Origin of the sequence: Sutterella sp. KLE1602, from assembly GCF_001578585.1 — a bacterium.
GTDB lineage: Bacteria > Pseudomonadota > Gammaproteobacteria > Burkholderiales > Burkholderiaceae_F > Sutterella > Sutterella wadsworthensis_A.
This window is the reverse complement of record NZ_KQ968562.1, coordinates 74,000-94,049: the sequence shown is the minus strand read 5'-3', so window position 1 is coordinate 94,049 and position 20,050 is coordinate 74,000. Positions and strand designations below refer to the sequence as shown.

The 20,050-nt window shown below is 64.2% G+C and carries 21 protein-coding genes; 12 read left to right on the top strand and 9 right to left on the bottom strand.

All coding sequences use genetic code 11. The annotated features are described in order from the left end of the window. The first annotated feature begins 43 nt into the window (after nucleotides 1-43). Nucleotides 44-796, top strand: coding sequence for a 16S rRNA (uracil(1498)-N(3))-methyltransferase (locus HMPREF3036_RS08680; RefSeq protein ID WP_005436083.1), 753 nt, complete (start codon nucleotides 44-46; stop codon nucleotides 794-796). A 3-nt stretch (nucleotides 797-799) separates the two neighbouring features. On the opposite strand, the gene HMPREF3036_RS08675 is transcribed toward HMPREF3036_RS08680, so the two are convergent. Continuing rightward, nucleotides 800-1,708 (bottom strand): lytic transglycosylase domain-containing protein, encoded by a 909-nt coding sequence (locus HMPREF3036_RS08675; RefSeq protein ID WP_082897430.1) that lies wholly within the window; start codon nucleotides 1,706-1,708, stop codon nucleotides 800-802. A gap of 283 nt (nucleotides 1,709-1,991) precedes the next feature. On the opposite strand from HMPREF3036_RS08675, the gene HMPREF3036_RS08670 reads away from it, so the two are divergent. Next, the gene (locus HMPREF3036_RS08670) at nucleotides 1,992-2,276 is read left to right on the top strand and encodes a KTSC domain-containing protein (RefSeq protein ID WP_062333612.1); all 285 of its coding nucleotides are present in this window, start codon (nucleotides 1,992-1,994) and stop codon (nucleotides 2,274-2,276) included. A 34-nt stretch (nucleotides 2,277-2,310) separates the two neighbouring features. Here HMPREF3036_RS08670 and mgtE read toward each other — a convergent pair whose 3' ends face one another. The 4 genes from mgtE to mpl all read right to left on the bottom strand — a co-directional run bounded on the left by mgtE (nucleotide 2,311) and on the right by mpl (nucleotide 8,015). Beyond that, complete coding sequence (mgtE, locus tag HMPREF3036_RS08665; RefSeq protein ID WP_062333609.1) at nucleotides 2,311-3,801, bottom strand: magnesium transporter; 1,491 nt, start codon at nucleotides 3,799-3,801, stop codon at nucleotides 2,311-2,313. Between the two features lie 170 nt (nucleotides 3,802-3,971). Then, nucleotides 3,972-5,966 carry a ribonuclease catalytic domain-containing protein gene (locus HMPREF3036_RS08660; RefSeq protein ID WP_062333607.1) on the bottom strand — a complete coding sequence of 665 codons (1,995 nt, stop codon included), beginning with the start codon at nucleotides 5,964-5,966 and terminating at the stop codon, nucleotides 3,972-3,974. 94 nt (nucleotides 5,967-6,060) lie between these two features. Continuing rightward, nucleotides 6,061-6,639 carry a YqiA/YcfP family alpha/beta fold hydrolase gene (locus HMPREF3036_RS08655; protein WP_062333605.1) on the bottom strand — a complete coding sequence of 193 codons (579 nt, stop codon included), beginning with the start codon at nucleotides 6,637-6,639 and terminating at the stop codon, nucleotides 6,061-6,063. 14 nt (nucleotides 6,640-6,653) lie between these two features. Continuing rightward, the gene (gene mpl, locus HMPREF3036_RS08650; protein ID WP_062333602.1) at nucleotides 6,654-8,015 is read right to left on the bottom strand and encodes a UDP-N-acetylmuramate:L-alanyl-gamma-D-glutamyl-meso-diaminopimelate ligase; all 1,362 of its coding nucleotides are present in this window, start codon (nucleotides 8,013-8,015) and stop codon (nucleotides 6,654-6,656) included. A gap of 137 nt (nucleotides 8,016-8,152) precedes the next feature. On the opposite strand from mpl, the gene HMPREF3036_RS08645 reads away from it, so the two are divergent. The 6 genes from HMPREF3036_RS08645 to HMPREF3036_RS08620 all read left to right on the top strand — a co-directional run bounded on the left by HMPREF3036_RS08645 (nucleotide 8,153) and on the right by HMPREF3036_RS08620 (nucleotide 13,688). Beyond that, nucleotides 8,153-8,737 (top strand): hypothetical protein, encoded by a 585-nt coding sequence (locus HMPREF3036_RS08645; RefSeq protein ID WP_005436068.1) that lies wholly within the window; start codon nucleotides 8,153-8,155, stop codon nucleotides 8,735-8,737. A 312-nt stretch (nucleotides 8,738-9,049) separates the two neighbouring features. Further along, nucleotides 9,050-9,505, top strand: a complete 456-nt coding sequence (gene accB, locus HMPREF3036_RS08640) for an acetyl-CoA carboxylase biotin carboxyl carrier protein (RefSeq protein WP_005436066.1) — start codon at nucleotides 9,050-9,052, stop codon at nucleotides 9,503-9,505. Nucleotides 9,506-9,520: 15 nt separating this feature from the next. Next, nucleotides 9,521-10,879 (top strand): acetyl-CoA carboxylase biotin carboxylase subunit, encoded by a 1,359-nt coding sequence (gene accC, locus HMPREF3036_RS08635; RefSeq protein WP_005436065.1) that lies wholly within the window; start codon nucleotides 9,521-9,523, stop codon nucleotides 10,877-10,879. 63 nt (nucleotides 10,880-10,942) lie between these two features. Continuing rightward, complete coding sequence (gene prmA / locus HMPREF3036_RS08630) at nucleotides 10,943-11,839, top strand: 50S ribosomal protein L11 methyltransferase (protein WP_005436064.1); 897 nt, start codon at nucleotides 10,943-10,945, stop codon at nucleotides 11,837-11,839. Nucleotides 11,840-11,869: 30 nt separating this feature from the next. Further along, a complete protein-coding gene (locus tag HMPREF3036_RS08625; RefSeq protein WP_062333599.1) occupies nucleotides 11,870-12,697 on the top strand; it encodes a DUF3426 domain-containing protein in 828 nt (275 codons plus the stop codon). A 58-nt stretch (nucleotides 12,698-12,755) separates the two neighbouring features. Continuing rightward, on the top strand, nucleotides 12,756-13,688 hold the full coding sequence (locus tag HMPREF3036_RS08620) for a carbohydrate kinase family protein (protein ID WP_062333596.1): 933 nt from the start codon (nucleotides 12,756-12,758) through the stop codon (nucleotides 13,686-13,688). Between the two features lie 62 nt (nucleotides 13,689-13,750). Here the strand turns inward: HMPREF3036_RS08620 and HMPREF3036_RS08615 are convergent, their stop codons facing one another. The 4 genes from HMPREF3036_RS08615 to HMPREF3036_RS08600 are packed head-to-tail and all read right to left on the bottom strand — an operon-like array spanning nucleotide 13,751 to nucleotide 16,050. Continuing rightward, a complete protein-coding gene (locus tag HMPREF3036_RS08615) occupies nucleotides 13,751-14,311 on the bottom strand; it encodes a YggT family protein (RefSeq protein WP_005436061.1) in 561 nt (186 codons plus the stop codon). 54 nt (nucleotides 14,312-14,365) lie between these two features. Then, nucleotides 14,366-14,950, bottom strand: a complete 585-nt coding sequence (gene ampD, locus HMPREF3036_RS08610; RefSeq protein WP_062333592.1) for a 1,6-anhydro-N-acetylmuramyl-L-alanine amidase AmpD — start codon at nucleotides 14,948-14,950, stop codon at nucleotides 14,366-14,368. Then, the gene (locus HMPREF3036_RS08605) at nucleotides 14,947-15,228 is read right to left on the bottom strand and encodes a PP0621 family protein (RefSeq protein WP_005436058.1); all 282 of its coding nucleotides are present in this window, start codon (nucleotides 15,226-15,228) and stop codon (nucleotides 14,947-14,949) included. The genes ampD and HMPREF3036_RS08605 overlap by 4 nt, the downstream gene beginning before the upstream one ends. Before the next feature lie 9 nt (nucleotides 15,229-15,237). After that, on the bottom strand, nucleotides 15,238-16,050 hold the full coding sequence (locus HMPREF3036_RS08600) for a cytochrome C assembly family protein (RefSeq protein ID WP_005436056.1): 813 nt from the start codon (nucleotides 16,048-16,050) through the stop codon (nucleotides 15,238-15,240). 390 nt (nucleotides 16,051-16,440) lie between these two features. Between HMPREF3036_RS08600 and ffh the strand changes: the two genes are divergently transcribed. Genes ffh through ruvB form a run of 4 tightly spaced genes read left to right on the top strand, consistent with a single transcriptional unit; the run spans nucleotide 16,441 to nucleotide 20,050 of the window. Beyond that, on the top strand, nucleotides 16,441-17,832 hold the full coding sequence (gene ffh / locus HMPREF3036_RS08595) for a signal recognition particle protein (RefSeq protein WP_062333589.1): 1,392 nt from the start codon (nucleotides 16,441-16,443) through the stop codon (nucleotides 17,830-17,832). 8 nt (nucleotides 17,833-17,840) lie between these two features. Further along, complete coding sequence (gene ruvC, locus HMPREF3036_RS08590) at nucleotides 17,841-18,428, top strand: crossover junction endodeoxyribonuclease RuvC (RefSeq protein ID WP_005436053.1); 588 nt, start codon at nucleotides 17,841-17,843, stop codon at nucleotides 18,426-18,428. Continuing rightward, nucleotides 18,425-19,000, top strand: a complete 576-nt coding sequence (gene ruvA / locus HMPREF3036_RS08585; protein ID WP_062333586.1) for a Holliday junction branch migration protein RuvA — start codon at nucleotides 18,425-18,427, stop codon at nucleotides 18,998-19,000. Before ruvC ends, ruvA begins: the two co-directional genes overlap by 4 nt. 12 nt (nucleotides 19,001-19,012) lie before the next feature. After that, nucleotides 19,013-20,050, top strand: a complete 1,038-nt coding sequence (gene ruvB, locus HMPREF3036_RS08580) for a Holliday junction branch migration DNA helicase RuvB (protein WP_005436042.1) — start codon at nucleotides 19,013-19,015, stop codon at nucleotides 20,048-20,050.

Below are 20,050 nucleotides of genomic sequence, written 5' to 3'. Positions count from 1 at the left end.
GAATCTCCGTCGTTCACGGCGGAGAGAACGTCAAGGAGAACTCATGGCCGCACCACGCTTTTACGTTGAAGTCGAGACCGAAGCGCTCGACAAGGCTCTCGCCGAGCAGGCGGAAGTCGTCCTGCCGCCCAAGGCCGCCCACCACGCGGGACGCGCTCTTCGTCTGCGAACAGGCGAGGAGACGGTCGTCTTCAACGGAACGGGACGCCAGTGGCGGGGCCGCATCAGATTCGATCAGGACGGCGCCTACGTTGCACTCGACGCGGTCGAGACGCCCGAGGTCGAGCCCCCCGTGCGCATGACGCTCGTGCAGGCGCTCGTATCACCTGAAAAGCTTGACTGGATCGTGGAAAAGGCCGTAGAGACGGGCGTCTCCGAAATCGTGCTGACGCCCGCCGCGCGCAGCGTGACGAAGCTCGCGGGAGAACGTCTCGAAAAGCGCCTTCAGAAGCTTCGCGACATCGCCGTATCGGCCGCCGAACAGTGCGGACGCAACGTCGTGCCCGAAATCCGCGGCGCCTCCTCCTTCAAGGAGGCGATGCTCGGCACGCAGGCGGACCGCAGGCTCGTTCTGGCTCCCGGGGCCGCGCACGGCACGCGGCTGACGGGCGAGGAGAAGTCGGTGGCATTCGCCGTGGGCCCCGAAGGCGGATTCTCGCCTGAGGAGATCGATCTGGCCGAAGAGGCCGGCTGGCTCGCCGTCCTGCTCGGCCCGCGCGTACTGAGAACCGAAACTGCGGGCATCGCCGCAGCCGTCTGGCTCAACACCCTGACGGGCGACTACGGAGAGCGGTAGGCGTCAGGACGCCTGAGCCTTGCCGCGCAGGTCTGCATTGCGGGCGCGGGGAGCGCCCTCGGTCCGTTCGGAGAGTTTGGTCCAGTGCGCAAAGCCCAGCTTGGCGGCATTGCCAGCCCCGCCTTCCGACGCCGACTTGCCAGCGCGGTGAAGCTTTACCGCCGCATCGGTCCTGCCTTCGGCCGCAACGGTAAGAAGGCCGTGCTCGCGCATCACGCGAGCTCCGTACCCTCGATCGTCCTCGAGATTGGCCGCGCCGCTGTACCACTTGAGGGCGCGCCTGACGTTGCCCGTCCGGCGGATCAGATAGGAAAGAATGTCCGTGCCGACCACCATGTTCGCATAGGGATCGAAGGCGGCCTCGGGGCCTCCGAAGGCATCGAATTTCGCCTCATGCACGCTCGTCATGACCTGCATCAGGCCCTCTGCGCCCGCATTCGACCTGGCCGTCGGCTTGAAGCTCGACTCCGTTCCGATGACGGCGAGAATGAGCAGGGGATCAAGATCCCTGGCCTCGCCGATCTCCACGGCCCAGTCCGTGATCTGGCGGGCATCCCGCATCGAGACACGGAAGGTTCTGCTGATGTATTCCGCCACTAGATGGCGGGGGCTGCCTTCATGAATGACGTTGTCCTCGACCGTCAGCTCCTCCGAGGAGGCCGTCGCCTCCTCCCTCGCCGCAGCAGGCGCATCGAGCAGCGACAGGGACGGTGTGACGCCGGAGAGCACGCCCTCGCGCTGCCTGAGATCCGCACGAGCGTTCAGGTCCTCCTGCGCATACGAAAGCGCGGGCGCAGTGCTTGCATAGTCGGAATCCGACCAGAACGCGGCTCCGCCGAGCGTCAGGGCGAGCACGCTCACCGAAACAAGATGCGAGATCCGGAATTGTCGAGGTTGTTTTCTGAAGATCATGAAGTCTGTCTTGTGAGCCGCGCGTCCATGCCGGAGGGGTGGCAGGCGGCGGGGAGAGCGGATGCTTCTCCAGCTCCCGCAGGAGCCTCAAATCCTTTGTAGTGTTCGATCAGGGGGCGATGCTAGCAAAAAAGCTGCCGCCCTTTCAAGTTTTGAAACGCCCGAAAGCATGGTCTGCCTCAAGCTTCGGGCACTTTATACGAGGTATTTACCCTCTCCGGGCATCCGATCCTGCGGGGATACAATGATCTGACCCATCGTTCACGGATTCATCGGACACACCATGAAGCGCAGACCCATTCACCGCGGCGGCATTCTGTCCGCCGGCTACGACGCCAGGGCGCGTCATCTCGACGTCGAGTTCGACACGCACAGGCTCGTGCGCGTCGAGAACATCGGTCCTGAAGCCGCGGACCGCTTTCTCAACTCGGGCTCGCCCGGCAGCTACTGGCGCGACGTCATCGAGGAGGGCTACACCATCCGCGAGATCTCCAAAGCGGAGGGAGACGCTCCCGCCGCAGGGAAAAAGGGCATGGATGACCTGAAGCGCCTTTTCGGCGATCTTTGAAGAGACGGCGCTCGACCGCGCCCGTCCCCCGCTCTTACGACGCGAAGAAGAAGGTGGCAAGCCCCAGGAAGATGAGGAAGCCGCCCGAGTCGGTCGTGAAGGTGAGAAGCACCGATCCGCCCATGGCCGGATCACGGCCGAAGTAGCGGAGGATGAGCGGCACGGCCAGACCGACCACGGCACCCTGAATGATGTTGAGCAGCATGGCGAGGAACATCACGAGGCCCAGCATCCTGCCCTCGGGTGCATCCCAGTAGAGTCCCCAGGCGCACAGGCCTGCGATCGCCCCCCAGAGGATGCCGTTGATGATGGAAACCAGGACCTCCTTCTTGATGAGGTCCGCCTTGTTTGCCTCGGTCACCTGCCCCATGGCGAGGGAGCGCACCAGCAGCGTGAGCGTCTGGTTGCCCGAGTTTCCCGCCATGCCCGCCACAATGGGCATCAGGGCGGCGAGCGCGACCACGCGCTCGATCGTGCCGTCGAAGGCCGAAATCACGCGAGACGCGAAGAATGCGGTACACAGGTTGACGCCCAGCCAGAGCCAGCGGCTTCTGGCGGCCTCCCACACGCTGGCGAAGATGTCCTGCTCATCGTCAAGACCGACGGCCGCGAAGGCGTCCTCCTCGCTTTCCTCTCGGATCACGTCCACGATCTCGTTGACCGTCAGACGGCCCACCAGACGTCCCGCCTCGTCGACCACGGGAGCGCTCACGAGGTCGTAGCGCTCGAAGGCCTGCGCGGCGTCGCTCGAGTCCTCAAGAGGATTGAGCGTCAGCATGTCGGTGTGCATCAGGTCCTTGACGGGGACCGCGGGATCCGTCGTGAGGATCTGCGAAAGGGACAGCGTGCCCTTGAGATGCCCCAGACGATCGACCACGAAGACCTGGTCGGTGTGGTCGGGCAACGTCTCGAAGCGGCGAAGATAGCGGAGTACGAGCTCGATCGTCGTCTCCTCCCGGATCGAAACGATCTCAAAGTCCATGCGCGCGCCGACGCTCTCCTCCGGATACGACATGGCCGCGCGAAGCTGGGCGCGTTCCTCGTGGGAGAGACCTTCCTGAACCTGCGCCATCACGTCGGGCGGCAGGTCGTCCACAAGGTCGGCGATCTCGTCAGTGTCGAGGGTCTCGACGGCATCGACGAGCTCGTCGCGATCCATGGCATCGATCAGGGTTTCACGGACGCCGTCGTTGACCTCGACGAGAATGTCACCGTCGGACTCGCTCTTGACGAGGTTCCAGACGGCCAGACGTTCGTCGAGAGGCAGGGCCTCAAGAATCCAGGCCACGTCGGCCGGATGGAGGGGTTCGAGAAGTTGCCTGAGCTCGGCCGCAGCCTCGTCGCTGATGGGCAGCGCCTCGTCATCCTCGTCCCCCTTGCGCTCCACGCTGCCGTGGTGCTCGTCCTGATCCTTCTCAAGGATCTGCTGCACCCACTCGAGGGCGCGGGAGGCCTCCTCCGAGTCGCGGACAAGGTGGCCCTGGCCGTCATGCAGTTCGTCGTAATCCTTCAGACTGTGAGGCATCACCTTCTCCGAAACACTTGAAGAGCCCCTGAAGGGAGGGACTCGGAACCCGTCATGACTTTTCGCAGGTGGGAGCCTACCACGAGTATGAAGCCTTCGGGTAGGGGCTCCCTGAAATTTATTGGCGCAGGCGGAGCGGAAATCACCGCCCTGTCACCTGCGTCCGGGACTCAGGAAGCGGATGACTCGGACACGGTGTCCCCGCCCTGAGCTTCCTCTCCCGCCTCGACTGCGGCCTGCTCTTCAAGAGCCGCCTCCTCGTCCTCATCCTCGTCCGAGGCGTCGGCGGTTTCGTCAAGAACACGCAGAAGCCTGGAATCCATGACGAGGTCCACGAGGTCGCACCCCATGATCTGCAACAGGACCTTGCGGCCGCGAGGCAGATCCTCGGGAAGACCGGGCACGCGTTGCATGAAGGGAAGCCCGTCGATGCGGACCAGATCGCCCTTGACGACGATGGCCTCGATCTGGCCGACGCTCTCCTGCATGATCCAGCGCAGGGACCAGTAGCGCTCCATGCGGGTCTGGAAGTCGCCGTAGAGCGTGTAGATGTTTTCAAACTGGCTCACGATCGTGAAGAGCTCGACGTCGTTGCCCTGATAGGCGGGCGGCTCGCCAAGCACGGCCGTGATCATCTGGCGCTGGTTGACGAGGTCGACGTAGCGGCGCAGCGGCGAGGTGCTCCACGCATAGCGCACCACGCCCAGACCGTCGTGCGGCCCCGGGGTCGTGCTCATGCGCACGCGGCCCATGCGCTGCGAACGATAGATGCCGGGCGTCCCGTGTTCCTCCATCCAGAGGCCCCAGGTGCTGTTGGCGAAAATCATGAGCTCAGCGACAAGCAGGTCGAGCGGCGCGCCGCGACGGCGGCCCTTGACGCGAATGAGCGCATCCTCGCCCTCGCCTTCAAGCGCGAAGAACCAGTCGACACGGCCCACGGGTTCGGGACGGCCCCTGACCTCCTCGCGGTCCTTCTGAAGCTTTTTAGCAAAGCGCCAGAGCCAGCAGATCTCGTCCGCGAACTCAACGTCGAGTGTGCCCGACTGAATCGCCTCCTCGGTCACGAGCGAGTCGATCTTGTCGTAGCGCAGATTGCGCGTGACGCTCACGCGCTCAAGCCTCGTCTCGGTCTTCTCAACGGAAAAGGTCTCGTCGTCCACCGTCACGTAGAGCGAGAGGCAGGGCACCGCACGGCCCTCGTCAAGCGAAAAGGCCTTGATCCACGGATCGGGAAGCATCGTCGTCTTGAGCCCCGGCGCATAGACCGTGCTCATGCGGGCACGGGCCACCTTGTCGAGCGGATCGTCGCGCAGAATGCCGAGCGCAGGTGCGGCGATGTGAATGCCCACTCGCGTGCGACCGCCCTCGAGATGCACGACGCTCGCAGCGTCGTCAACCTCGGTCGTGTCGGAGTCGTCGATAGAAAAGGCCCTGACGTCCGCAAGCGGATACTGCGACCAGTCCGCCTCGGGCGGCAGAGGCAGGTCGGAAGGGAAGCCGCGGCCCTGCGGGAAGTTCATGGCGTAGAAGCTGTCGACGTGCCAACGCCAGGGCGAGGCGATTCCGCCGAGCGAGAGCATCAGGCGCAGCGGCGTCTGGCGCGTTTCGGCGGAGGCGTCGTTCAGGGCCTTCCACTCGATGCCGTTCTTGTCCGGACGAATGAGAAGCGTCATGGCGTTGCGGCGGATGACGTCGGGAAGCGTTCCCTCCACCATCTCGGCCGTCCAGGCCTTGCGTTGCTCCTCCAGACGGCGCTTCTTCTCAAGTGCCTCGAGTGCCTTCTGAAGGATGTCCTCGGGGGCGCGGCGGTAGCCGCCGCGGCCCTTTCGGTAGAAGTAGACGGGATTGCCATGAAGCGCCCAGAGAAGGGCAGCCTTTTCAACAGGGCCGGCCGAGCCGCCCCAGTAGTCAGCGGCAAGGTCCGCGTACGTGAACTCACCCTCGGGCGCAACCTCCCACAGGAAGGCGGGATCGAGCTCGGGCACCATGGCCTGAGCACGGGTCACGAGGTCTGCGGGAGCAGGCTGCTCGAACTCGAAGAACGAGTGCGAGGCCTTGATCTTCGTGCGGCGTCCCGTCGGGAGCTGCACCTGATAGGCGTTGCCTGCTTGGCTGAGCACGGTGCCCGCCTTGAAGGAGCCGTCTTCTTCAAAAAAGAGATTCATGAATCTGTCGCTTTACATCCGCCCCAGGCGAATGAGTGATGGTCGAGGGGAAAACGCCCCCTATTGTGCCAAAACAAGGCGCGCTGCGCCCGCCTCAGCCTTCATTGAGAATGAAGTCCATGATACGGGGCATGACCGCCCCGATGTTCGAGATGCGGTGATCCCCGCCTGGAATAATCACCTGCCTGCAGGCGGCATAGGCCCTCGCCCCCGCCCGCCAGTCAAGCGTCTCATCCGCCGTTCCCAGCACGACGAGCGTGCGTCCGGGATCGACCGCCAGAGGCGACACCTCCTCGGCGAGCGCCATGAGTTCGTCGGCGGCCGAGGCCTTCACCTCGATCCTCCTGTCCGTGCCGTAGATCGTCTGCACGCCCATGTGCCTGCCCACGAACACCCAGGGATTGAAGCAGGGATTGAGCAGCACGCAGCGAAGGCCGTGCCTGACGGCAGCTCGCGCGGCCCAGAATCCACCGAGGCTCGAACCCACGACCGTCAGGCTGTCGGCCTCCGCCTGCCCGACCAGTGCGCTGATTATCCTGTCGGCCTCAAGAGGCGGGACGTTCAGATCGGGAGCGAACACGCGCACGCCCTCGGGGGACGCCGCTCTGAACACCCTCACCTTGTTCGACTCGGGAGAGGACAGAAAGCCGTGCAGATAAAGAATGGAAGTCATCGCCCGGACACCCTTCACTGCGCGTCGCGCCTGCCGGCGAGTCCTGCAAGGAGCTTGCCGTGAATGCCGCCGAACGCGCCGTTGCTCATGCAGAGGACCGTGTCTCCCGGACGGGCCTCCTTGAGCACGGCCTCAACGAGCACGTCAAGGTCATGCGTGCAGAAGGCGCGCTCGCCCATGACGTCGAGTACTTCCGCGGGCTCCCACGCCACGCCCTTTCCTGCAAAGCAGAACACCTCGTCCGCCTCGCGCAGAGCACCCGCAAGCCTGTCCTTCATCGTGCCGAGCTTCATGGTGTTGCTTCGCGGCTCGAGCACGGCGAGAAGCCTCCCCGACGTCATGCGGCTCCTGACGGCATGAATCGTCTCGGCGATGGCGGTCGGATGGTGCGCAAAGTCGTCGATCACGGTCACGCCGTCCTCAACGCCCCTGACCTCCATCCTGCGCTTGACGCCCGCAAAGGCCGCGAGCGCCTCGAGCGACTTTTCGGGAGGGACGCCAACGCTGCGCGCCGCAGCAACGGCGGCCAGTGCATTGAGCTCGTTGTAGCGGCCGGGCATGCCGAGCTGCAGACGGCCGAAGCTCCTGCCTTCAAACGCCGCCTTGCCGTCATCGGAAAGCGACCAGCCGTTCTGAGAGTCAAAGCGCTCGAGAGCGCTCCAGCAGCCCTTCGCAAGCACGCGGTCAAGCGCCTCGCAGCGGCCGTTCGCCACGACGAGACCTTCCGAGGGCATGATGCGCACGAGATGATGGAACTGCTTCTCGATGGCGGCCAGATTTTCAAAAATGTCCGCGTGGTCGTATTCAAGGTTGTTGAGGATCGCCGTCCTGGGACGATAGTGCACGAACTTGCTCCGCTTGTCGAAGAAGGCCGTGTCGTATTCGTCGGCCTCGATGACGAAGGGCGACATCGGGGCGACTCGGCCGAGCGACGCGGAGCGCGGGCTCCACTGCGGCACGCCGCCGATCAGGAAGCCGGGCTCGAGTCCCGCCTCCTTAAGGATCCAGGCAAGCATCGACGTGGTGGTCGTCTTGCCGTGCGTGCCCGCGACCGCAAGCACGTGGCGGCCCGCAAGCACATGCTCGCAGAGCCAGGCGGGACCGGACGTATAGGAAAGCCCCCTGTTGAGAATCGCCTCGAGAAGCGGATTGCCGCGGGAGATGGCGTTGCCGATCACGAAGACGTCGGGCCGGACGGCATCAAGCTGCGAGACGTCATAGCCCTCCATGATCTCGATCCCCGCATTGCGGAGCGCGTCGCTCATGGGTGGGTAGACGTGTGCGTCGCACCCGGTCACCTTGTGGCCGGCCTCGCACGCGAGCTGGGCGACGCCGCCCATGAACGTGCCGCAGATGCCGAGAATATGAATGTGCATGTACTTGTTCCTCAAACCAGAATGGAGGCGGAAGGTGCTTCATTCTACCGCGCGGAGGATCCCCGCCCTGAAAGCCGCCGCACTATCATTGGCTCATCGTCCATGACGCCTCACGCACCTTCATTCCGGAGACATCCGTGCAACCCAATGACCTCCCGCGCTCCAAAGAATCCTCAGCCGCCGCTCAGGCGGCCGTCCTGATCGCATCCCACCGCATGAGCAGGGATCGGGCCGTCGAGACCGTCGTTCGCTCGACGGGAGTTCGGCCGACCGATGCCGCCGTGGCGTCCGAGCTCAGGCGCTGGTTCGCCTGCTTCGATCCCGAGGGGCACAAGGCGCTTCTGGACAAGAAGCGCCTTGCGGCGCTCTCCGTCCTGTCGTCCCTTTCCGACTGGTCTCCCCTGCTGACGGGATCCGTTCTTGCAGGAGACGCCGTCGAGGACGATCCTGTGCGCATCCTCATCCGCTCCGACGACGAAAAGGCCGTGGAGCTCGCGCTTCTCGCCATGGATGTTGAATACGAACCCGTGGAGTCCTCCGAACGGGGACGCTCCTTCAGAACCGTGCTTCAGACTGAATGCAGGGGAGAGGACGTCCTCATCACCGTGACGAACTCCCACAGGGCGGCGAAGCCCGTCCCGCCTGACGAATGGCAGCTTCCCGAAGAAGCCCTTTGCGGACTCTCCGAAAAGGGCCTTCGCAGGCTCCTCGGCGTGGATTAGCCTTTTTTCGGCATGTGCATGAACTCGTGCGCTCGGTATCATTGACGCTGCCGGCCGCTCAAGACGCATACATTTGAAGACAATATTTTCCCCCGCCTCTCCGGACAGCAGTGTTCCGGTCTTTACTTTTTGAGCTAAAGTAGCGACAATTGCGAACAAGTTGGCGCTTTTTCGGAGAAGTAGTACGATGCGCGCCTCTTAAGCACAAGCCCACAACCATCAACTCCATACAAAACGGAGGCTGCGGCAGGACGCCCGTCCCCATTCGGCGTCCGTCCCGGATCTCCTTCAAATAACAAGGCCTAAACCATCATGGATCTGCGCAAACTCAAGACACTGATCGACCTCGTGAGCGAAAGCGGCGTTGCCGAACTCGAAATCACCGAAGGCGAAGACCGGGTCCGAATCGTCAACCGCAACGGCGCAGCCCCCGTTCAAGTCCATCAGCCCGTCACCGTCGCCCAGCCGATGCCCGTGCCCGTTCCCGCCCCGGAAGTCGCCCCCGCGCCCGCTCCCACCGCGCCGCAGCAGACCGGCACGCCGCTCACCAGCCCGATGGTCGGCACCTTCTACCGCGCTCCCTCGCCCGGAGCCGATCCCTTCGTCAAGGTCGGCGACACGGTCAAGAAGGGCCAGGTTGTCTGCATCATTGAAGCCATGAAGCTTCTCAACGAAGTCGAGGCCGACATGGACGGCACGGTCAAGGAAGTCTGCGTTGAAAACGGCCAGCCCGTCGAGTTCGGCCAGTCGCTCTTCATCATCGAATAATCCGCACGCGTCGCTATGTTTGGAAAAATTCTGATCGCCAACCGCGGCGAAATCGCCCTGCGCATCCAGCGCGCCTGCCGCGAGATGGGCATCAAGACAGTCGCCGTGCACTCGACCGCCGACGCGGACGCCAAGTACGTCCGTCTTGCCGACGAAAGCGTCTGCATCGGCCCCGCCCAGTCGAACCTCTCCTACCTGAACATCCCGGCCATCATTTCCGCCGCAGAGGTCACGGACGCCGAAGCCATCCATCCAGGCTACGGCTTCCTTTCCGAAAACGCCGACTTCGCCGAACGAGTCGAGCGCTCCGGCTTCACCTTCATCGGCCCGCGCGCCGAAAGCATCCGCCTCATGGGCGACAAGGTGAGTGCCAAGCAGGCCATGCGTGAAGCGGGCGTCCCCTGCGTTCCCGGCTCCGACGGCGCACTCCCCGACGATCCCCAGGAAATCCTCCGCATCGCCCGCCAGATCGGCTATCCGGTCATCATCAAGGCGGCGGGCGGCGGCGGCGGCCGCGGCATGCGCGTCGTGCGCACGGAGGCCGCACTGATCACCTCGGTCAACATGACCCGCGAAGAGGCCCGCGTCGCCTTCGGGAACCCCACCGTCTATATGGAGAAGTTCCTCGAGAACCCGCGCCACATCGAAATCCAGGTTCTCTCCGACAACTTCCAGAACGCCGTCTATCTCGGCGAGCGCGACTGCTCCATGCAGCGCCGCAACCAGAAGGTGCTTGAAGAGGCTCCCGCCTTCGGCATTCCCCGCAAGCTCATCGACCGCCTCGGCAACCGTTGCGTGGAGGCCTGCCGCCGCATCGGCTACCGCGGTGCCGGCACGTTCGAGTTCCTCTATGAAAACGGCGAGTTCTACTTCATCGAGATGAACACGCGCGTTCAGGTCGAACACCCCGTCACCGAAATGATCACGGGCGTCGACATCGTGCGCGAACAGATCCGCATCGCCGCAGGCGAGCGTCTCTCGGTCCGCCAGCGCGACATCACGATGCGCGGCCACGCCATCGAGTGCCGCATCAACGCCGAGGACCCGTTCACCTTCGTGCCGAGTCCCGGCCGCGTCACCGCCTGGCACCTGCCCGGCGGCCCCGGCATCCGCATCGACACGCACGTCTTCTCCGGCTACACGGTTCCGCCCTACTACGACAGCATGATCGGCAAGATCATCGCCCACGGCGATACCCGCGAGCAGGCGATCGCGCGCATGCGCGTCGCGCTCTCCGAACTTGCCGTCGAGGGCATCAAGACCAACACAAAGCTTCATCGCGAACTCCTCGCCGACGAACGCTTCTTTCAGGGCGGCACGAGCATCCACTATCTCGAAGAGAAGCTCCGGTCCCGCGCGGAAGCCCACAAGTAACCTAGTTTTTTCAGCTGCGGGAGTTGACCTGACTCCCGCATTCTTTTTATCCGTTGAGGATTTATGCGCCAGATTAAGATTCTTGCCGACGAACGCAGCGCCGAAGCGCTTTCCGACATGCTGATGGACGCGGGCGCGCTCTCCGCCACCATCGAGGACGCCGACGCCGAATCGACCGACGAAAAGCCGCTCTACGGCGAACCGGGACTCGAGCCCGACAACTGCGCCTGGCCGCGCTCCATCGTCTCCATTCTTGCCGACGACGACTTCGACCTCGAGACATCGCTTGCCATCGCCGTCAAGGCCCTCAAGTGCGAAAAGCCCGAGCTTCTCGGCACCGAGGAGGTCGAGGACGCCGACTGGGTCCGCATCACGCAGGCGCAGTTCCAGCCGACTCAGGTCTCCGACCGTCTCTGGATCGTGCCGACCTGGCACGACCTTCCCAACGAGGACGCCATCAACGTGCGCCTCGATCCGGGCGTCGCCTTCGGCACAGGCTCCCATCCGACCACCCACCTCTGCCTGCAGTGGCTTGACGCCAACGTCAAGGCGACGGACCGTGTCCTCGACTACGGCTGCGGCACGGGCATCCTCGCCATTGCCGCCAAACTCGTCGGCGCGGCCGAGGTCGCCGGCACGGACATCGACCCGCAGGCCGTCGAGGCCGCAGGCGACAACGCGCTCATGAACCACGTGGAAGCCAAGTTCTACCTTCCCGACGACATGCCCGAAGGCACCTACGACATCGTCGTCGCCAACATCCTCGCCAATCCGCTCAAGCTTCTCGCCCCCGCTCTGCTCGGCCGCGTGAAGCAGGGCGGCGCGCTCGTGCTCTCCGGCGTGCTTGCCAAGCAGGCCGAAGAAGTGATCGCCGCCTATCAGGCCATCGACCCTGCCGTCAAGCTCTCCGTCTGGCGTCAGGAAGAGGACTGGGTCTGCATCGCCGGACGCCGCGCGTAAACGTCAAGACTGCATCTGGGAGACTTCTCCATGGCCAAAGTTCTTCGCTGTCCCGCCTGCGGGGCCCTGTGGCGAGTCAAGGACGACTTCGCCGCCGACATGCTCCACTGCACGGAATGTCAGGCATGCTTTTCCGCCGACAAGACGGAAAGCCTCAGCGTACCAGACGAAAAGCTCGACGCCCGTCTTCAGCAGGCCGCCCGCCGTCAGGCCGTCATGCAGGAGGAGGCTCGCGAGGGCGAGGCCGTCATGAGCCGCATCGCCGATTCGCTCACGGACTTCGACGCAAGGACCGAAGCTCCCGAGGCCCCTCCGGCCGCCGAGCCCGCACCCCGTGCGCCCGAGTCCGCCGAACGGTCCCATGGCGTGCTCTGGACGCTCGTCACGCTTCTTGCCCTCGTCGTTCTGTCCGCCGCCGGCCTTCTTCTCGGCCACAAGACCGTACTCGGCACGATGCCGCAGCTGCGCCCCGTCTATGAAGAGGTCTGCATGAAGGCACCGTGCCCCGGCTTCGTCTGGCAGAACGCGGCCGCCTTCAAGGTGACCGCAGAGATCGAGCGTCCGCTCGAGACGGCCGACGACGCCGACCGTGAAGTCGCCCGCCGCCTGCCCGTCGTGACGGCCCGCCTCTCCAACACCTCGGAACTGCCTCAGGCACTGCCGATTCTGGAGATGAAGCTGCTTGACGCCGCAGGCGAAACACTCGCTCAACGGGTGCTCGAGCCTGCCGACTACGGCTTCGGCGGCCGCGACGCCGTTGCGCCGGGTGCCGACGTTGCCGTCCGCCTGACGGTCACGACGCCGCTTCCCTACGATGCGTCAAGCGCCGTCGTGAAGGCCGTCTCCGCCCTTCAATAACCTTCAGACCAAGGCGCTCCGCCGTACGGCGGAGCGCCTTTTGCCTTTTTGCAAACCCATGTCCGTCATCATTTCCGGCTCCATCGCCTACGACACGGTCTTCACGCACGAGGGACGCTTTGCCGACACGCTCAGGGCAGAGGCGCTCGACCGACTCAACGTCACGCTTCAGGCGGACTCCATGAGGCGCACCTACGGCGGCTGCGCCGCAAACATCGCCTACAGTCTGAAGCAGCTTGGCGGAGATCCCCTTGTCTGGACCGCCGTCGGCAGGGATGCGGACGACTATCTCCGGCATCTTGAACGTCAGGGCATTCGCACGGACGGCGTGACCGTCATGCCGAACGAATGGACGGCGCAGTGCATGATCACCACCGACAGGGACGGCAATCAGCTGGCCACCTTCAGTCCCGGCGCCATGGCGCACGCAGATCGCCTTCCCTGGCCTGACGACACGGGCATAGTCTGCGGAATCCTCGCCCCCAGCGTGCGAAGCACGCTTCTGGCACACGCCAAGGCCTTTGTCTCGCACGGCATCCCCTTCATCTTCGATCCGGGCCAGACGACGCCCCTCTTTTCTGGCGACGAGCTTCTCGCCCTGACAAGAGCGGCGGCCTGCGTTGCATTCTCCGACTACGAGGCCCTCATGATCGAGGAGCACACGAGTCTCTCTCCCGCAGAACTCTCCCGCCTCACGGGCGCGATCTTCTGCACCCATGGCAGCCAAGGGAGCTCCGTCTGGCAGAAGGGCGAGGAAACCGTCATCCCTGCGCCGAAGGTCGAGGCAGCCGACCCTGTCGGCGCAGGCGACGCCTACCGCGGCGGCCTTCTGTGGGGCATGGAAAGGGGGCTCGACGCCGTCAGCTGCGCCATTGCCGGCACCGTCATGGGAGCCGCAAAGGCAACGGCCGCGGGACCGAGCTACCGCATCAACGCCGATCTGGTGGAAAAGGCAGTTAGGAAAGGCATGCCTTTCGACTGCAGGTCATAAGGAAAAAGGCGCTCCAAGCCTAACGGCGGAGCGCCTTTTCACTGTCTGAAGCCCGTCGGGCGTCAAAGCGGAATGAAGCCGTGGGAAATCGGCGTCACGAGCATCAGCAGGACATTGGCCAGAATGATCACGACAATGGGCGACAGATCGAAGCGACCGAACATCGGAATGATCTTGCGCACGGGGCGAACGAACGGATCCACAAGCGTGCCGAGCGCGTAGGTCATCGGGCTCTGCGGATTCAGCCAGGTCATCACCACCCAGATGAAGACGCCCCAGGACATCATTTCGAGCGCCCAGCGGAGCACGGTGGCCAGCGGGGCGATCACCAGACCGATCGGCGTATAGGGCATCCCCGTCAGCACACGCTGCATGAGCACCATGATGACGGCAGCGACAAGCGCAGCCACGAGACTGGGCCAGTCGTAGGAACCGCTCCTCGGAATGAGTTTCGAGAGCGGCTCCACAAGCCAGTCCGTCGCGCGTCGCGCAAGCTGCACGATCGGATGACGCGGGGAAAAGGCCCACACGTAGACCCAGGCGCGCAACAGAAGCAGCACGCCGAGAATCGACATGACGGACGTGAAGAGAAACTGAATGAGTCCAGTGAGAAGGGTGGGCATGGCGACGGAGACCTGAATTTTGAATTCAGTCGACTATATCAGACTATCCCGACCTCAGGGCATGACCTGAGGTTCGGTTACGATCCTGACGCGCCCCGGAACCATTTCCCTGACGCGATCCCAGTCAAAGGAGGGGCCGGGGTCCTGCTTGCGGCCGGGCGCGATGTGCTCGTGCCCCGTCACGGCTTCCACGGGCAGCACTCTTGTCAGCGTCCCCAGAAGTTCTCCGAGCGCCAGGTACTGAGCGTCTTCATAGGGCGTCTCGCCCGTGCCCTCGAGCTCGATTCCGACGGAAAAGTCGTTGCACCCCGTGTGCCCCTCGAAGGACGAGACGCCAGCATGCCAGGCCCTGTCCAGAACGCTCACATACTGTCTGACTTCTCCCGTGCGGCGCACGAAGAAATGGGAGGAGACCCTCAGGCCGCTCAGGGACTCGTATTCGGGGCGGTTCATGGCGTCAAGGGTCCCCATGAAGAGGGCGTCGACGTCCTCCCCGCCGAAGCGTCCTGCAGGCAGAGAGATGAAGTGAAGGACCGCCAGCGAAACGAGCGCCCCTTCGGGACGCTCGTTGAAGTGCGGAGAGGGCCGGCGCACGACGCCGGGCAGCCACCCGTCGAAGGCGCGGTCGGGGGATGTCATTGCCCGTCCCGCGCCGCATCGCGGCAGCGCTTCGAGCAGTAGACGCGCTCCTTGCTGAGCACGGCCTCGCGTTTGGGAAAGTAAAGGCCGCAGTGGTCGCACTTGACCATCACCTCGCCTGAAGGCTCGCGAGACTTTCCCTGAGCCTCGCGCTCCTTGGCACGCAGGCGCTTGAGTTCACGGCGCTCCTCGTTGTCAAGACTGTTGCGCCTGCGACTGAGCGTCCAGGCAACCCACATGGCGACAGCCAGCGCCACGAAAAAGAGGATGCGTCCCATGAATCCTCCTCAGCGGACCAGTTCCTGAATGAAGCTGTAGCCGAAGTAGGCCACGACGAAGACGACGAAGCCTGCCCAGAACCAGTTGAGGGCGGTGCGGGCGCGCCAGCCCGCAACGCGGCGGCCTGCAAGCAGGATGCCGAAGAACACCCACGCAAGCCACGTGAGAATCGTCTTGTGGTCAAAGAGGAAGTAGACGCCCTTGGCCTCCTGAGTGGCAAGTGCGCCGACGATCAGCGTGAGCGTGATGAAGAGGAAGCCCACGACCACGATTCGAAAGAAGATGCGCTCCATGACGACCAGAGCGGGCATGGAGTCGAGGAACTTCGACGTCTCGCCGACCGCCGGGCTCTTCAGGCGGCGGTTGATCAGCGCCATGAGTACGGCGTGGACGAAGGCGATCATGAGGAAGGCGTAGGCCGCGATGGCAAGCAGCAGATGCCAGCGGAAGATCGTCGTCCACTCGACGGAGGGGATCACCTGGCCGGTGAACAGGAGCGGGCTCAGCGTGCCGACGGCGGCAGCGATGAGCACGATGCCGAACTGGCCGTGCAGACGATGAATCCACGTCTCGATCAGAAGGATGATCACCGCAAAAAAGAACATTTCGGACATCGCGAAGCCGAATCCGAAGTTGACTGCACCTTCGCCGAACATTTCGCCGTGAAGGGCGTAGCCCTGCATCACCAGACCGGCAAGCACGGGCCAGCGGATGAGGGAGGAGGCTCCCGAGCCCTCGCCCTTCATCGAGCCGATGATGGCCATCCCTGAGCCCAGATAAAGGATCGCAGCAATGATGGTGCAGATGGTAAGAATGGTCATTCTGTGTTCTCTTGTTTTTTGACTTGTTCGATCGAGGCGCGCGCGTTGGCCGGCGCGCTCGAGGAGGCTGGAGATCGATGCAAAACTCGGCCGTTCCCACTAAAATGAGAAGTTTGCCGAAGGACGGTGAAAGCCGCTCCGGCTTGAAGGGCCGGAAGCGCTCCCGACGCCTGCGGCGGACCCGAACAGCATCCGAAGACACGCCTTGCAAACATGATTCTAGCCGCAACGGGCTTAGATATCCCTGAAATCGCGTCTCGGACTCCAATTTTCAGAAGCGCTCCCCCAAGCCCGCTCTTTCGGGAGCCGCGACGGCCGGCGCTGCGCGCCCGCCGTCCTCAGGACAGGCCCTTCAGGCGCCTGTCCGTCAACCCCAGGAATCCATAAACCATGCTCGACTCATTAAGCCAGCGCCTTTCCAAAATCGTCAAGACCATGCGCGGTCAAGCGCGTCTGACGGAAGAAAACACGAAGGACATGCTGCGTGAGGTTCGCATTGCGCTTCTCGAGGCCGACGTAGCCCTGCCCGTCGTGCGTGAAGTGCTCGCCCGCATCAAGGAAAAGGCCATGGGCGAAGAGGTTGTCGGTAACCTCAATCCCGGCCAGGCCTTGGTGGGCGTCGTGCAGCGCGAGCTCACCGCCATCATCGGCGGCGACGTGCCCGCCGCCGAACGCGACATCAATCTTCACACCCAGCCTCCCGCTGTCATCCTTCTCGCCGGCCTTCAGGGCGCGGGCAAGACGACGAGCGCTGGCAAGCTGGCCAAGTACCTCATCGAAACGAAGCGCAAGAAGGTTCTCACGGTGTCCGCCGACGTTTATCGTCCGGCCGCCATCGAACAGCTCAAGACGGTGACCGAACAGGCGGGCGCCGAATGGTTCCCGAGCACCGTCGGCCAGAAGCCGCTCGAGATTGCCGCTGCCGCCATCGACCATGCCCGACGCAAGTTCTTCGACGTGCTCATCGTCGACACGGCCGGCCGTCTGGCCATCGACGAGGCGATGATGCAGGAGGTTGCCGAGCTCAACACCTTCCTCAAGCCCGTTGAAACGCTCTTCGTGATCGACGCCATGCTCGGCCAGGACGCCGTCAACACGGCCAAGGCCTTCAACGAGCGCCTCCCGCTCACCGGCGTGGTCCTCACCAAGATCGACGGCGACAGCCGCGGCGGTGCGGCGCTCTCCGTGCGTCACGTCACCGGCAAGCCGATTAAGTTCGTCGGCACCGCCGAGAAGCTCACGGGCTTCGACGCCTTCGATCCCGAGGCGATGGCCTCCCGCATTCTCGGCATGGGCGACATCGTCGGCCTCGTCAAGGACGTTCAGAAGTCGATCAACATCGCCGAAGCCGAAAAGCTTGCGCAGAAGATCAGTCAGGGCGACAAGTTCGACCTCAACGACTTCCGCGCCCAGCTCGCCCAGATGAACAACATGGAGAGCTTCTCCTCCATTCTCGAGAAGCTCCCCGCGCAATTCCAGGAGGCCGCCTCCAAGGTCAACGACGAAGAGGCCAAGAAGTCCGTCCGCCGCACGATGGGCATCATCGACAGCATGACGCCCTTCGAGCGCCGCAAGCCCGACCTCATCAAGGCCAGCCGCAAGAAGCGCATCGCCGCCGGTGCGGGCGTCCCCGTGCAGGAGGTCAACCGTCTTCTCAAGCAGTTCGAGCAGACGCAGGACATGATGAAGCGCATGAAGCGTGGCGGTCTCGGCAAGATGATGCGCGCGCTCGGCCAGTTCGGCCGCGGCGGCTTCCCCGGCATGGGCAGCTTCGGCCGCTGAGCTTCACGATGCGCATCCTCGGCCTCGACCCCGGTCTCAACCGCACGGGCTGGGGCGTCATCGACGCCGCCAGCGGACGGTTCGTCCGCGTCGACAGCGGCATGATCCGCGTCCCCGAGGGCGAGCTCTCGGCCAGACTCGGGCACATCGTACGCGAGCTTTCGAAGGTGATCGAACGAACGAAACCCGACCTCGCCTCCGCCGAGCGGGTCTTCGTCAACGTGAACCCGCAGAGCACGCTGCGCCTCGGCCAAGCCAGAGGCGCGGCGCTCGTCGCCGCTGACCTTGCCGGCCTGCCCGTCGAGGAGTTCACGCCAAGCGAAATCAAGGAGGCCGTTTGCGCCACCGGACGCGCCGACAAACCCATGGTGCAGCGCATGATCGGCATGCTGCTCGGCATCGAAGGCGACATTCAGGCCGACGAGGCCGACGCGCTCGCCTGCGCGGTATGCTGCGCCAACTCGATTCGCATGCGCGCCTTTGAAAAGGCGGGCAGCACGACTCGCACCTATGCGACGCCCCGTCGCGGCCGCAGCGCCGCAGGTGCGCGCAGCGCCTGGACGGCGCTTTTCACAAAAGAAGGGAAAACATCATGATCGGACGGCTGCACGGCAAGCTCATTGAAAAGACCCCGCCTCAGGTCCTCGTTGACGTCGGCGGTGTCGGCTACGAAGTCGACGTTCCGATGTCGACCTTCTGCAGCCTGCCCGCCGAAGGCTCCGAGATCACGCTCCTCACCCACTTCATCGTGCGCGAGGATGCCCAGCTTCTCTACGGCTTTGCAACCGCGGCGGAACGCCAGACCTTCAGGGCTCTCATCCGCATTTCAGGCGTTGGCCCGCGCATTGCGCTCGCCGTGCTTTCAGGCATGAGCACTCAGGATCTCGCAGACGCCGTCGAGCAGGGCAACGCCACGCTTCTCACCCGCGTGCCAGGCATCGGCAAGAAAACGGCCGACCGTCTGGTCCTCGAGCTCAAGGGCAAGCTCGCCGGCAACGCCTTCGCGCCTGCGGGCGGAGCCGCATCCGCAGCCCAGGCCGACATTCTGAGCGCCCTGATGGCGCTCGGCTATTCCGAACGCGAGGCTCAGGCGAGCGTGCGCGCGCTCCCCGCCGAAGTGACGGTGAGCGAAGGCATCCGTCTCGCCCTCAAGGCGCTTGCACGCTGAACGAGGTCATGAATGCTTGAGGAAGAACGCATCATCGACGGCCGCACGGCCAGTCCCAACGAAGAGAACGTCGACCGCGCGCTGCGCCCGTCGCTTCTCAACGAATATGTCGGGCAGGAGGCCATCCGCGAGCAGCTCCAGATCTTCATTGCCGCCGCTAAGCGCCGCGGTGAGCCGCTCGACCACCTTCTGCTCTTCGGCCCTCCCGGCCTGGGCAAGACGACGCTAGCCCACATCGTCGCGCACGAAATGGGCGTCAATCTCCGCCAGACCTCGGGGCCCGTTCTCGAGCGTCCCGGCGATCTGGCGGCCATGCTCACCAACCTCGAGCCGCACGACATCCTCTTCATCGACGAAATCCACCGTCTCTCGCCTGTGGTTGAGGAAATCCTCTACCCCGCACTCGAGGACTACCAGATCGACATCATGATCGGCGAGGGTCCTGCCGCGCGTTCGATCAAGATCGACCTGCCGCCCTTCACGCTCATCGGCGCCACGACGCGCGCAGGCTCGCTCACAAATCCCCTGCGCGCCCGCTTCGGCATCGTCAACCAGCTGCAGTTCTACACGCCCGAGGAGCTCTCCCGCATCGTGCGCCGCTCGGCGGGCCTGCTCAACGTCGGCATCGACGAGACGGGCGCGTTCGAAATCGCCCGTCGCAGCCGCGGCACGCCCCGCGTCGCCAACAGACTTCTGAGGCGCGTGCGCGATTATGCCGAAGTGAAGCACGACGGCCGCATCACAAAGGAAGTGGCCGCGGCCGCCCTCAAGATGCTCAACGTCGACCCCGAAGGCCTCGACATGATCGACACTCACTTTCTCAGGACGATCATCGAGAAGTTCTCGGGCGGTCCCGTCGGCATCGAGAACCTCGCCGCCTCCGTCGGCGAAGACCGCGATACGCTCGAGGACGTCGTGGAGCCCTACCTCATTCAGCAGGGCTTCGTGCAGCGCACGCCGCGCGGCCGAGTCGCCACGCCGCTCGCCTGGCAGCACTTCCGCCTGGCGCCGCCCACGCCCGTCGCGCGTGATCTTTTCGGCTCCTACTGA